We start from the raw sequence: 13,059 nt of genomic DNA, 5'->3' as shown, positions 1-13,059 counted from the left end.
CCGGCCGGGACCGAACCACCCCGGCCGGACAGCCGTGTCAGTGGCGCGTGCGACGATCCGGAGCATGATCGCCTCGCTCGCATCCCTGTTGCCCGCCGACGGCAGGACGCACGTCTCGACCACGTACGCCGACTGGGTCGCCGCCCACGACCCGGACGCGGCCGCGAAGGCGCGCGACCTGATCCAGGACATGGGCACGGAGCTCAACCGGTCCTGGACCAAGCCCGGCGCGTTCGTCGACGCGATGGCGTGGCGGGCGCGGCGGCTGCCACCCGAGCACCTGCCGTGGTTCTGGGACACGGTGGGCCACCGCCTCATCGGCTACGGGAGCCGGCCCGGCGGCCGGGCGTACGTGGCGGCGAGGGCCGCGGAGGCCGAGCGCGGGCTGCCGGTGGACCCCGCCTACCGTCGGGCCAACGGCCTGCTGTTCGCCAAGGGCGGGGCCATGCCCGCCAAGGAGTTCGGGGCCCATCAGCGCTTCCTCGCCGAGACCCTGGAGCCCGCCGAGGCGTACGCGGCCCTGGGCGCGTTCCTGACCGCCTGGTCGGCGTCCGAGGCGGACCTGCCGGCGGACCTCGTGCACCGGGTCCGGGCCGCGGCCAGGACGGCGGGACACGGCGACGACGAGGTGGCGCGGGTGGTGGGCGCGATCGTGTCGGTGGCCCGGAAGAAGTCCGTGCCGGACGCGCTGCTCACCGCCGCCGAACCGGTCCTGACGGCTCATCCGCCGACCGACGAGGTCGCCGCCGGACTCGTCGAGGTCTTCCCCGAGGGCGTCACCGACGGCGGTGCGTGGCTGCGGACGCTGATCGGCTGCGGCGCGACGGAGGCGATGGAGGCCGGGCGGGTGGTACCGGAGGGCGGACTGCACCGCTGGGTCGGGCACTTCGTCCACATGTACCAGTACGCGAAGCAGTCCGGCGGCGGAGTCGGACGGCAGCAACTGCCGCCGGAGTTCCTCGACCTCGTCGGGCGCCTCGGGCCGCGCCTGCGGGCGGCGGGCGAGGCCGTGACCGTGCACACGACCCGCCACTACTACCAGGGCTTCGACGCGGACGTGCTCGACGCCTGTCTGGCGGCCGGGGTCGCCGTCGTCGACCCGGGGCCGGAGATCCGGATGCGTTTCTGGGGCGACCGGTCCCGGCGCGACCTCGCCGCGCTCGCCGCCGACCCGGTCTTCGGGGCCCGCCTGGAGGGGACCGTGCACGCCGGTCTCACGCCGCACGGGTTCAGGTCGCGCGGACGCAAGGCCGGGTCGGCGGTGACGCTGCTCCCGGGCAACGAGGGCATCGCGCAGGAGGTGGCGGGCCGGGTCGGCAAGCTCGTCGCCACCGTCGGGGGCGGCGGCATGGCGGGGGCGGAGGAGGCCGTCGCCGAGCTGGAGACCCTGCTCGACCGGCCGACGGTGACGGCCCTCGGGGGAGTCGGCGACGCCCTCGCGGAGGTGTCCGCGGCGGGCGCGCTGCGCCGCTCGCTCGCGGCCGGGCTGCCGGAGGAGCTGGCGTGGCCGGCCCTGGAGTCCGTGTACGAGGAGTTCGCGGCGGCCTCCGTCCGGGAGGCGTCGGAGGGTGCGGCGGCCGACGTCGGCCCGGTGACCGAAGAGGCGCCGGCCGGGGGGCATGGTGCCGCCGAAGCCGCTGGTGGCCCCGATGCCGGCAGTGCCGCCGGGGTCGCGGGCGTCGCCGGCTCCGGCGGTGCCTCCGGTTCCGGCGGTGCCTCCGGTTCCGGCGGTGCCTCCGATGCCGCCGGTGTCGCCGGGCTGATCGGTGTGGCCGGTCTGCCGGGAGTGATCGGTGTGACCTCCACCTGGCCGGTCCTGACGGTGTTCGGACGCGACCGGGCCGTCGCCGTCGCGCCCGACGGGGTCCGCGGCTCCTGCCGGTTCACCGTGCCGGAGGACGCCACCATGGTCGCCGTCCACTATGTGGGCGGCTCCTTCCTGGTGAGCTGGAGCCTCAAGCCGGGCCCGTACTACTGCGACACCGCCATCTGGGCCGACCGCCCCGGAGAGCTGTTCACCCCCGACGACTGGGGTGGTCTGGTGCCGTTCGGCGGCAGCCTGGACGGGGCCTACGGCTTCCAGTTCGAGACCGCGGACGGAGGCGGCCGGCACGGCGGCCTGCGGGTCGTGCGGCCCGGCGGCACGGAGGGGATCGACCGGGAGGAGCTGCAACTCCGCGACGGCTGCCGTGTCTGGACCAACGCCGTCTACCGCGGAAAGCCCTGGGAGGTCGTCGACCCCGTCACGGGCGAGCGGCTCGGCGCGACGCCGCTGCCGGACTTCCCCGGCCGCGCCCCGAGCGCCGATCCGGCCGTCGAACCGTCCGAGGCGGGCATGTCCCTGGCCCGCGAGGCCCTCCAGCTGGCGCCGCTGCCCGCCGGACTGACCGGCTCCCCGCTGGGCAGCCGCGACGGACTCGTCGGAACGCGGGTGCTGTTCCGCACCCGGCACCGCGACCACGCACCCGACCACTACCTGCTCGAGAGCATCGACGGGCGCAAGGCCGGCTTCGGCATCGACCGGCAGGGCCAGCAGCCCTGGGGACTGTGGGCGCCTCCGGAGGGCGCGGTGGAGGACGTGGTCCTCGCCGAGGCGGAGACCCGGACGGGCGTGCGCGCATACGCCGCCGACGGCAGCCTGCTGTGGGAGCTGGACGGACACCACTCGCCCCGGAACGGCCGGACGAAGCGGAACCGCCGGGTCACCGTGTCCCGTGGCGTGGCCCTGCCCCCGGCCTTCTGGTACCTGCTGCGGACGCGGGACACCGCGGGCTCCCGGGCCCTGCGGAGCGTGGCGGATCCGACGGCCGAGGTGCTCCTGGCCGCCGCCCTCGAAGGCACCGAAGCACTGCGCGCCGCCGTGGCACGCCACCTTCCGCGGGTCACCGAGCCTGAGCTCGTCGAGGCCGTCGTGGCGGTGGCCGGGCGCGCCGCACGGGTGGAGGAGCGGCGGCGCGCCCTGCACCGGCGGGTCACCCTGCTGGCCGAGGCGCCCCCCGCCCCGCCGCGCCGGACCGCGCCGGACACCGAGCTGGTGCCCGCGCTGTCCGGACTTCTCGTGGACGGGCAGCACGCGACGTGGCGCAGGAGCCCGGACGTGGCCCTGCCGGCGACCCTGAGCGCGCTGGCCGCCGACGGCGCCTGCCTGGCCGGGACGATCGGCGAGGAGGTGCGGCGGCTGTCCCCGCCCGCGGCGCCGCACGACTGGTCGCGGCTGCTCGGCGCGATCGACGCCGTCGCCTGGCGGGCGGTGGTGGCGCCGACCCCGGAGCCGGCGCGGGCCGCGCTGCTCGCGCTTCTGGACACCTGGGCCGAGCAGCCGTTCGCCCGTGCGGGCAGCCGGTGGTGGGTGGGCCGCACGTCCGGGGCCGCGCCCCTCGACGGACTGCGGGAGGCCGGGACGGCCGTGGCGTCCGCCCTGGTGTGGGACGCCGCGCCGGACTGCTGGTTCGTCGCGCCCGCCGCCGAGGACACCGAAGGCGACCCCGTGCCGGCGGCCGTCCCCGAGGCCCGCCTCGTGCGGGTGGAGCGGGACGACGCCGTCCGGCTGAGGGCCCTGCTCGCCGCGATCGAGGCACACGGACCCGTTCCGGTGCCGGAGTCGGCGGCGGCACGGTTCGCCGAACTGACCGGTGTACGCCGCGCGGTGGCCAGGCTCGTGGTCGCGGGTCTCGTCGGCGGCTCCGACCGGGACGAGGACCGCGCCCTGGCCCGCAAGGCCCCGTACAAGGCGAGCCCGAAGACGGTCGAGTCCTACGAAGAGCTGTGGGGACGGCTCGGAGCCGACGGCCGCAGCGCCGTCCTGGCCGCCGCCGTCCCCGAGGACCCGGCGGACCTGTGGCGGGCCGGCGGGGTCGAGGCGGCCGCGGAGCGGATGGCCGGGGCGTGGCGCGGTCTCGTCGGATCGCTGCCCGCCGTCCACGACGAGGCCGCCGACGCCCTGGAGGCGGCCCTGGGACTCTCCGAGGTGTGGGCACGGCGTCTCGCGGGGGGCTACGAGGCCGCCGAGGACGCGACCGTGCCCGCGGCCGGCTGGGACCTCGCGGCGCCCTCGTACGGCCTGGGCGTGGAGGTACGGGCCCTGCCGCCGGCGGGCACCGAACCGCCTTACGGCACCCCGGTGGGCCTCCCGGTCCGCCGGATCGCGAGCGCGCTCGTGTGGGCGTGGACCGACAGGCCCGTCGGCGACCCCGCGACGGCCGGTGCCACGGCACTGTACGAGCGGCTGCGGTCCGAACTGGCGCGGCCGGAACTGCTCCTGGAGCTGCGCGGTTCACGGGTCGAGGACACCCCGGAGGCGCTCGCCGAGCGGTTCGGTCCCGCCCGGCTGCCCATCTCGCTCGACCGCAGGAAGGAGGAGGGCGAGCTGCCCGCCATGACCGCGTACGACTCCGGGCCGCTCGTCGTGTGCGCCCCACGGGGCGAGGCCTTCCTGCGGCCCGCCGAGGTGGCGGACCCCGAGGCGTGGCAGCGGGTCCGCGAGCTCACCGACCTCGCAGACGAGCTGGACCGGACGGCGCCGCTCCTCGCCGGCGGCGGCCTCGAACGGATGATGCGCCGGGCGGTCTCCGGGGCGGTCCCGGCCGGCGCGTACGAGGCGGATCCCCGCCGCTCCTGCCCGGACCTGGTCGCACGCGTGGCGGAGGAGCTCGGCGTCGGCACGGCCGCCGCAGCGCTGTACCTCCAGCTGGCGACGCTCGCCGCGCCCACCGACCGGAACGTGCGCCGGTGGAACGGCTGGACGGCCAAGGGACACGCGGAGGTCAGGGCGGAACTCCTCGCGACCGGCGCGGTCCTGGAGGCCAAACGGGCCCGGGCGGGGCGGACGCTGTTCCTGCCCGGCGAGTGGACCGAGCTGAAGGCCCCGCACCTCCCGCTGGAGACCGTGAAGCTGGCCGCCCACCGGGTGCGTCCGCTGTGGGGCAACCAGATCCGCGCTCCGTTCGAACGGCTGCTGCCGACGGCACCCCTCCACGAGATGTTCGCCGAGGCGTGGAAGCGCGACCGGTGAGACACGAGACGCCCGGCGGTGCCGGAAAGCACCGTCGGGCGTCTCGTCGGGTGCCTCGCGGTGGCGAGGCACCCGGGGGGTCAGGCGGGGCGCTTCCACTCGCGGAGCAGCAGATAGCCCAGGTAGGCGCCGCCGACGGCCATCGTGTACAGGCCGACCGGCAGGTCGTCGAAGAGCGGCAGCTGCTGCGCCGTCAGGTCGGCCAGGACCAGGAGCAGGGCACCGAGGAGGGTCGACATGACCAGGTGCGGGCCGCCGCTGCGGGTGACCCGCTTGGCGATCTGCGGCGCCGTCAGGGAGACGAACGCGATGGGACCGGCCACGCTCACCGCCCCCGCCGAGAGGACGATCGACAGCACGACCGCCGCGGTCGCGGTCCGCCCCGGACGGGCACCCAGGCCGGTGGAGAGGTCGTCGCCCATCTCACCGATGCTCAGGGGCCTGGCCAGAAGGGCCGCGAACGGCAGCGCGAGGAGCAGTACCGTCCAGATGGTCGTCGCGTCCTCCCAGGAGCGGGCGGAGAGACTGCCGTTGATGTAGGCGGTCAGGGCGCTGGCCTTGTCGCGCTCGACGGCGTACACCACGTACTGGGTCAGCGCCGTGGCCATCGCGGCCACGCCGATGCCGGCCACCACGAGCCGGCCCGGGCTGCGGAAGCCGGTGCCGGTGGCGAGGAACACGACGGCCATCGCGATGACCGCACCGAGCAGCGCGCCGACGGCCACCGGCAGGACGTCGGGCAGGAAGAGCGCCGCGGCCGCGGCGCCCGCCCCGGCGCCGGCGCCGAGCCCGATCACGTCGGGACTGCCCAGCGGATTGCGGGTGACGGACTGGAACAGGGCCCCCGAGAGGCCGAAGGCCGCGCCGGTGGCGATGGCCACCACGAGCCTCGGGCCGCGCAGCCGGTTCAGGACGAACGCGTTCTTGCCCGTGGCGTCACCGGCGAGGGCCGACGGCAGGTCGGGCAGGGCGATGCCGAGCCTGCCCATCGACAGGGTGGCCACGGCCACCCCGCAGAGCAGCAGCAGCGCCACGACGGCGGCGATCACGGTGGAGCGGCGGACGGGCACGGCGACCCAGGGACCGATCCGCAGGATCCCACGGCCCGCGGGCCGCACCCCGCTCTTCGGCGCCGCGAGAGCGCCGTCGGCGCTGTTCGTGGTGGCGGTCCGGTCGGCGGTCTTCATGCCGCTCCCCTCATACGACGAACGGCGAAGAGCAGGGCCGGGGCGCCGATGAAGGCGGTGACCACTCCGACCATGAGCTCCTGCGGGCGCAGCAGGACCCGGCCGATGACATCGGCGAAGAGCAGCAGCGCGGGACCCGCGAGCGCGGTGAACAGGATCTGGGCCCGGAAGTCGGCGCCCACGAGCGCCCGCACCACGTGCGGGACGGCGAGGCCGACGAAGGCGATGGGCCCGACGGCCGCTGTGGCGGCGGCGGCCAGCAGGGTCGCGGCGAGCAGTCCCGCGCCCTTGACCCGGGCCGGACTGATGCCGAGGGAGGCCGCCTTGTCGTCGCCCATCGCCATGGCGTTGAGCCCGGGCGCGAGCAGCAGGGCGAGGAGCAGACCCGCCGCGGCGAACGGCGCGACCGCCCAGAATGCGTCGAAGCCGCGCCCGCCGAGCGCGCCCACCACCCAGTAGCGGTAGGTGTCGAAGACCCGCGGGTTGGACAGCGCGACGGCCTGGATGAACGCGGCGAGGACGGCGGAGAGCACCGCACCCGCGAGCACCAGGCGCACCGGTCCGCCACCGCCGCCCGCGGTGCCGACGACATGGACGACGACTCCGGTCGCGAGGGCGCCGAGGAGGGCCCACCAGATGGTCTGCTGCTGTCCGGAGGCACCGAGGAACGCGGTGGCGGCGACGATGCTCGCGGACGCGCCCGCGTTGATGCCGAGGAGTCCCGGCTCGGCGAGCGGATTGCGCGTGATGCCCTGCATCAGGGTTCCGGCGACAGCGAGACAGAGACCCGCGAGGACGCCGAGGGCGGTGCGCGGGTAGCGGCTCTCGACGACGGTACGGGTGTAGCTGTCGCCGTCACCGGTGATCACCCGCAGGACGTCGCCGAGGGACGTCGGCTTGCTGCCGAACATCACGCTGGCGAGCAGCGCGAGAGCGAGCAGGAGGAGACACAGGACGGCGGCCATGACATGCCGGGCAAGGCCCCGCCGTACGACGGCGGGGCCTTGGCCGATCCGGGAGAGAGTGGTCACGCTGGGGGACCCGCTGTTACTTCCCGGCCTTGGCGACGGCCTTGTCGATCATCGGGAGGTAGCGCTCGATGCTGTACGGCACCGTCAGCGGGTTGATCATCGACGAGGCGGTGACGAACGGCTGGTCGTTGCTGTAGACGAGCGCGCCCTTCTTCACGGCCGGGATCGCCGCGTACAGCGGCTGCGCCTCGATCTCCTTGCGGGACTTGTCGTCCATGTAGAAGGTGAAGGCGATGTCGCTCTTGGAAAGCTTGTTGGCGTTCTCCAGGCCGATGAGGGCCGAGTCGGTGCCGTCGGTCTCCTTGAACGTGTTCACGATCGGGTCGACCTTGAGGCCCAGCTTCGACACCATGGACACGCGCTGCTCCTCGGGCTTGAAGATGCCGAGGGTGCCGGGGCCGGTGTTGTAGATGTACGAGAACGTGACGTTCTTGTAGTTCGGGCGGGTCGCGGCGGCGTCCGTGAGCTGCTTGTCGATCTTCGACGTCAGCTCCTTGGCCTTCTCCGGCTGGCCCAGCGCCTTCGAGATGATCTCGATCTGCTGGTCCCAGTTGGTGCTCCACGCCTTGTCGGGATAGGCGACGGTCGGCGCGATGTCCTTGAGGATGTCGTACTGCTTCTGCGTGATGCCGGACCACGGGGCGAGGATGACGTCGGGCTCGAGCTCGGTGATGGCCTCGATGTCGAGCTCCTCACCACCGTTGAACTGCTTGGGCAGCGTGGCGCCGGACTTCTTCACCGCGTCGTGGATCCAGGGCAGGTAGCCCGTCTTGTCGCTGCCCCACGGGTAGCTCTCGATGCCGACCGGGACGTTGCCGAGGGCGATGGCGGTCTCCGCGGAGCCCTGACCGAGGGTCACGACGCGCTTCGGCTTCTCCTTGATGACGGCTTCACCGAGGGCGCTCTTGATGGTGACGGGGAAAGCGCCTGCCGGGGCCTTGGTCTCCGCGCCTGCCGCGTCGTCTTTCTTCTCGTCCGAGCCGCACCCGGTCACCATCAGGCCGAGCGAGACCGCGGCGGCGCCCGCCGCGAGGACGCGACGACGAAGGGGGGTGAACACAGAAGGCATGGTGGATCCTTGTCTCCGGGCAGGGTGTACTGAGGCCCCGACCGGCCCGCCCCGAGCAGGGGCAGCGGCCATCGCGGGCTCTTGTTAGGTGAGCCTAACCTATTAATTCCCGGGTTCGATCACCGGGAGGTCACGGTTGTGATCAGGGGCGCCGGCGCGCCCGCTCGGCCGGTGCCCGTTCGAGGTGGCCATGGACGCGACGCAGTAACGAGGCCAGTTGCTCGCGCTCCCCGGTGTCGAGCGGGGCCAGGATCTCGTCGTCCGTGGACGCGATCTCCGCGCTGAGGTCGCGGAGGGCCGCCCCGCCCTCCGGGGTGAGCCGTACGACGACGCGGCGCCGGTCCGCCCGGTCCCGGACGCAGTGCGCGTGGCGGAGGCGCACCAGATCGTCGACGATCTTCACCAGGTCGCTGGGGTTGATGGCGAGCCTGGTCGCGAGGGCCGTCTTCATCTGCGGGCCGAGTTCGGCGAGCAGCGTCATCACGGTGAGGTGCCAGAGGCGTAACCCCCGGGCCTCCAGCTTCTCGGCCAGTTTCCGGCGCGCGGCCCTGCCGACGGAGTGCATGAGGTACGCGTTGAGATCCAGCACGCTGGGAGGTGGCGCGCCGGGGGAGGGCGTCACGCCGGGGGAGGGCGGCGTGACGCCCTGGGCGGGCGGGGCCGGCGGGGCCGCGCCCGTGAGCGGGTCGAGTGTCAGGCCGGCGTTCGCGAGCGATCGGAAGACTTGCGCCCAGTCGGTCGGCATGGTCGAGATGCCGACGACGGCGAACGTCGCCCCCGAGAGGTCGTGCGCGACACCGGAGACGACGGGCCGGTCCATCGGCTGTTCCTCACTCACCCCGGTCGTCAGGGGCGGCTGGTGAGGTAGCCGCCCATGGAGGTGAAGTACTCGGTGGCCGGCAGCTCGTGGCCGTCCTCGGTCCGGACGCGGGTGAGGGCGAGGCCGTGGTTGCGGCCGGTGCGGGCGTCGGCCCCGGCGACGATCACGACGCCGTCCCCCTCGCGGTAGAAGACGCGGCCCGGGGTGCCGCCGTAGCGTCCCTCGGAGACCACGGCGGAGAGGATTTCGAGACGCTTGCCCCGGTGGAAGGTGAAGGCGCTCGGGTACGGCGCGGACTGGGCGCGGACCAGGCGCTCCAGGACCTCGGCGGGCCAGGTCCAGTCGATGCGGATGTCCTCCTCGGCCCGCTTGTGGAAGAAGCTGGCCTGTGACCGGTCCTGCCGGGTGAACTCTGCCTGTCCCGAGGCGATCTGGTCGAGTGCGCCGATCGTGACCGGGGCGATGAGGTCGACCGTCTTGTGGAAGAGGTCGGTGGCCGTGTCCTTCGGTCCGACGGGCACCGCGCGCTGCTGGACGATGTCGCCGGCGTCGAGGACCTCGTCCATCATGTGGGCCGTGACGCCGACTTCCCGCTCGCCGTTGATGAGGGCCCAGATCAGCGGGGAGAAGCCGGCGTACTTGGGCAGCAGCGAGTCGTGGATGTTCAGCGTCCCGTGGCGGGGCAGGTTGTAGATGTGCGGCGGGATCCACGTACGCCAGTTGTTCGCGACGATGATGTCCGGGTCCGCCTCCTTGAGGCGGGCGAACAGCTCCTCGTCGTCGGGCCTGTTGCGGATGACGACCGGGACGCCGTGCTCCGTCGCGAGGTCGGCGACCGAGTCGCTCCAGATCTTCTCGTACGCGTGCTCGCTCTTGGGGTGCGTCACGACGAGCACCACATCGTGTTCGGAGTCCAGGAGCGCCCGGAGGGTGCGATGGCCCCAGGTCTGATAACCGAACATGACGACCCGCATCGGGTTTCCTCCTCGGAAGGCGACTGACCGTCAGAAGTAAAGCAAGCCTTACCTAACAGTGCAACTACCTTGATTCATGTGGCTGTTGGAATTGCCTGCACTTCGTCAGGTCCGATTTGTCCGGTCGACAGCGCCGTCGGATCAGGTTAGCTTTACCTAAGTTCTGCGCGGCTGCCGCGACGTCGGCGTGCCCGATGCCCGTTCCCCCTCAGCCTCTTTCCCGCACGATGGGAGTGACATGTCGCAGGTTCCTCCTGGTGACGCACCTCTGGTCCACGACCTCATAGGCATCGGCTTCGGGCCGTCCAATGTGGCCATGGCGATAGCGCTCAGCGAGCACAACGCCCGCGTCGGAAGGCAGGAAGCGGTCACCGCCCACTTCTTCGAGCGCCAGCCCCGGTTCGGCTGGCACCGCGGCATGCTGATCGACGACGCGACCATGCAGGTGTCCTTCCTCAAGGACCTGGTGACGCTGCGCAACCCGACCAGCGAATACAGCTTCCTCTGTTACCTGCAGAGCAAGGGCCGGCTGATCGACTTCGTCAACCACAAGAACCTCTTCCCGCTCCGCGTCGAGTTCCACGACTACTTCGAGTGGGCCGCGTCCAAGGTGGACGACATGGTCTCCTACGGCCACGAGATCATCTCCGTCGAACCGGTCGAGCGCGACGGCGTCGTGGAGTACCTGGACGTGACCGCCCGGTCCGGATCCGAGACCGTGGTGCACCGCGCCCGGAACCTCGTCCTCGGTACGGGACTTCGCCCTCGCATGCCGGAAGGCGTCGAGCGCAGCGACCGGGTCTGGCACAACTCCGACCTGCTCGCCAAGGTGGAGGGCCTCGAAGGCACCTCTCCCGAGCGCTTCGTCGTCGTCGGCGCCGGACAGAGCGCCGCAGAGAACGTGGCCTACCTGCACCGCAGGTTCCCCGCGGCCGAGATCTGCGCTGTCTTCTCCCGCTACGGCTACAGCCCCGCCGACGACAGCGCCTTCGCCAACCGGATCTTCGACCCGGACGCCGTCGACGAGTACTTCACGGCCCCCGACGACACCAAGCGCAAGCTGATGGAGTACCACGGGAACACCAACTACTCCGTGGTGGACATCGACCTCATCGACGACCTCTACCGCCAGGCGTACCAGGAGAAGGTCCTCGGCACCGAGCGGCTGCGCTTCATCAACATCTCCCGGCTCACCGGCGTCGAGGACGGCCCGGACAAGGTGCGCGCCTTCGTCACCTCGCTCGTCACCGGCGAGGAGAGCACTCTCGACGCCGACGTCGTCGTCTACGCCACCGGATACGACCCCGCCGAACCCCTCGGCCTCCTCGGCCCGGTCGCCGACCGCTGCCACCGCGACGACCAGGGACGGGTCCGCGTCGAACGGGACTACCGGCTCGCCACCGACCCCGAACTGCGCTGCGGCATCTACCTCCAGGGCGGCACCGAGCACACCCACGGCATCACCTCGTCCCTGCTTTCCAACACCGCGATCAGGGTCGGCGAGATCCTCGCCTCGGTCCTCGACCGGGCCCCTGCCACCTCCGCCGCCGAGGCCGCCACGACAGCCGGGGCGGTACGGCCGATGGCCGACGGCGTCGGCACGGCGCGATAGGGGGTGTCTTGCCGATCAGGCCGGGCTCGCGGCGTCCGGCACCGCGCCTCGCCGCGTTGTCGTCACTCCCCATGGCTCCGCCATGACTCCCTCCTCCGCCTTGCGATCCACGGCACCGAACGCCGCTCCCTGATCCGGCCTGATCGCCAAGACACCCCCTAGCGCCCCTCCGTCCCACCCCCCCCCACGCACGAACGCCACCCCCGGCCGGCCGGCGGCCCTGTCGTCCCGGCGGGCGTGGCACGCACTGTGAATCCCCCGAAAGGAACGTCCGTGTCCGCTGGTGCACGTCCCGCTCTGGCGCGGTTCGCCAGATCTGCCCCCCGTGTGGCCGTCGTCGCGGTGGCGGCACTCGCCCTCGCCGCCTGCGGCGGCGGGTCGGAGAAGTCCGAGTCGCCCGCCACCACCACCCCGACGGCATCGGCCGACGGCGGCGGCAAGCCCGCCGCGTTCCCCGTCACCGTCGAGCACAAGTACGGCTCCACGACGATCGACAAGGAGCCGAAGACCGTCGTCACCCTGGGCCTGTCCGACCAGGACGCGGTGCTCGCGCTCGGCGTCAAGCCGGCCGGCGCGGTCGACTGGTTCAAGGAGAAGCCGTACGGCAAGTGGCCCTGGGCCAAGGACAAGTGGGGATCCACCCAGCCGCAGATCGTGGGTGAGCGCGACGAGTACAACATCGAGAAGATCGCGGCGCTCAAGCCCGACCTCGTCATCGCCCAGTACTCGGGGATGAAGAAGGAGCAGTACGACACGCTCTCCAAGTTCACCAAGGTCGTCGCCCAGCCCAAGGACCACCCCGACTACGGGGCGCCCTGGCAGCTGATGACCCAGCAGATCGGCAAGGCGCTGGGCAAGGACGCCGAGGCCGGCAAACTGATCACGGACATCGACGCCCGCTTCAAGGCCGTCCGCGACAAGCACCCCGAGTTCGCCACCAAGACCCTGGCCGTCGCCGACAGCTTCGAGGCCGGCAAGTACTCGGCGTTCACGAAGACCGACCCCAAGTCGATCTTCTTCGCCGGACTGGGCTTCAAGCTGAAGCCGGAGATCGACACCCTGGCCAAGCCGGGCTGGAACGTCGCCGAACTCAGCGCCGAGAAGCTGAACGTCCTCGACGTCGACCGGCTCGTCTGGGTCACCTCCAGCACCGAGGCCAACGACCGCATCAAGGGCGAGCCGCTCTACAAGAAGCTGAAGGTCCACCAGGAGAAGCGCGACCTGTTCGTGCCCTACCAGGACCCGGACATCGGCGCCGCGTTCTCCTTCAACACCGTTCTCTCGATCCCCTACGCCATCGACGAGATCGAGCCCCTGCTCGCAGCCATCAAGTGACGACCACCGGCTGACGCGCC

At 72.4% G+C, this 13,059-nt stretch carries 8 protein-coding genes; 3 read left to right on the top strand and 5 right to left on the bottom strand.

Going from position 1 to position 13,059, the window contains the following annotated elements:
• The first annotated feature begins 64 nt into the window (after positions 1–64).
• Complete coding sequence (locus tag IO20_RS0114980; protein ID WP_030545428.1) at positions 65–5,011, top strand: hypothetical protein; 4,947 nt, start codon at positions 65–67, stop codon at positions 5,009–5,011.
• 80 nt (positions 5,012–5,091) lie between these two features.
• Here IO20_RS0114980 and IO20_RS0114975 read toward each other — a convergent pair whose 3' ends face one another.
• The 5 genes from IO20_RS0114975 to IO20_RS0114955 all read right to left on the bottom strand — a co-directional run bounded on the left by IO20_RS0114975 (position 5,092) and on the right by IO20_RS0114955 (position 10,092).
• A complete protein-coding gene (locus IO20_RS0114975) occupies positions 5,092–6,198 on the bottom strand; it encodes a FecCD family ABC transporter permease (protein WP_030545426.1) in 1,107 nt (368 codons plus the stop codon).
• The gene (locus IO20_RS0114970) at positions 6,195–7,229 is read right to left on the bottom strand and encodes a FecCD family ABC transporter permease (protein ID WP_030545424.1); all 1,035 of its coding nucleotides are present in this window, start codon (positions 7,227–7,229) and stop codon (positions 6,195–6,197) included. Before IO20_RS0114970 ends, IO20_RS0114975 begins: the two co-directional genes overlap by 4 nt.
• Positions 7,230–7,245: 16 nt before the next feature.
• A complete protein-coding gene (locus IO20_RS0114965) occupies positions 7,246–8,298 on the bottom strand; it encodes an iron-siderophore ABC transporter substrate-binding protein (RefSeq protein WP_030545422.1) in 1,053 nt (350 codons plus the stop codon).
• Positions 8,299–8,440: 142 nt separating this feature from the next.
• Positions 8,441–9,118 (bottom strand): MarR family winged helix-turn-helix transcriptional regulator, encoded by a 678-nt coding sequence (locus IO20_RS40990; protein WP_078945776.1) that lies wholly within the window; start codon positions 9,116–9,118, stop codon positions 8,441–8,443.
• 26 nt (positions 9,119–9,144) lie between these two features.
• Complete coding sequence (locus IO20_RS0114955; protein WP_030545418.1) at positions 9,145–10,092, bottom strand: methionyl-tRNA formyltransferase; 948 nt, start codon at positions 10,090–10,092, stop codon at positions 9,145–9,147.
• Between the two features lie 238 nt (positions 10,093–10,330).
• Between IO20_RS0114955 and IO20_RS0114950 the strand changes: the two genes are divergently transcribed.
• A complete protein-coding gene (locus IO20_RS0114950; protein WP_030545416.1) occupies positions 10,331–11,704 on the top strand; it encodes a lysine N(6)-hydroxylase/L-ornithine N(5)-oxygenase family protein in 1,374 nt (457 codons plus the stop codon).
• Positions 11,705–12,031: 327 nt separating this feature from the next.
• Positions 12,032–13,039 (top strand): iron-siderophore ABC transporter substrate-binding protein, encoded by a 1,008-nt coding sequence (locus IO20_RS0114945; protein WP_030545414.1) that lies wholly within the window; start codon positions 12,032–12,034, stop codon positions 13,037–13,039.
• Positions 13,040–13,059: the final 20 nt, after the last annotated feature.

The organism is Streptomyces exfoliatus, assembly GCF_000725545.1.
Lineage (GTDB): Bacteria > Actinomycetota > Actinomycetes > Streptomycetales > Streptomycetaceae > Streptomyces > Streptomyces exfoliatus.
The sequence above is the reverse complement of the archived record's forward strand: the minus strand, read 5'-3'. Positions and strand labels throughout refer to the sequence as shown.

Coding starts and splice junctions, on each gene's coding strand:
- IO20_RS0114980 (WP_030545428.1), top strand. CDS start 65: ATGATCGCCTCGCTCGCATCCCTGTTGCCCGCCGACGGCAGGACGCAC.
- IO20_RS0114965 (WP_030545422.1), bottom strand. CDS start 8,298: ATGCCTTCTGTGTTCACCCCCCTTCGTCGTCGCGTCCTCGCGGCGGGC.
- IO20_RS40990 (WP_078945776.1), bottom strand. CDS start 9,118: ATGGACCGGCCCGTCGTCTCCGGTGTCGCGCACGACCTCTCGGGGGCG.
- IO20_RS0114955 (WP_030545418.1), bottom strand. CDS start 10,092: ATGCGGGTCGTCATGTTCGGTTATCAGACCTGGGGCCATCGCACCCTC.
- IO20_RS0114975 (WP_030545426.1), bottom strand. CDS start 6,198: ATGAAGACCGCCGACCGGACCGCCACCACGAACAGCGCCGACGGCGCT.
- IO20_RS0114950 (WP_030545416.1), top strand. CDS start 10,331: ATGTCGCAGGTTCCTCCTGGTGACGCACCTCTGGTCCACGACCTCATA.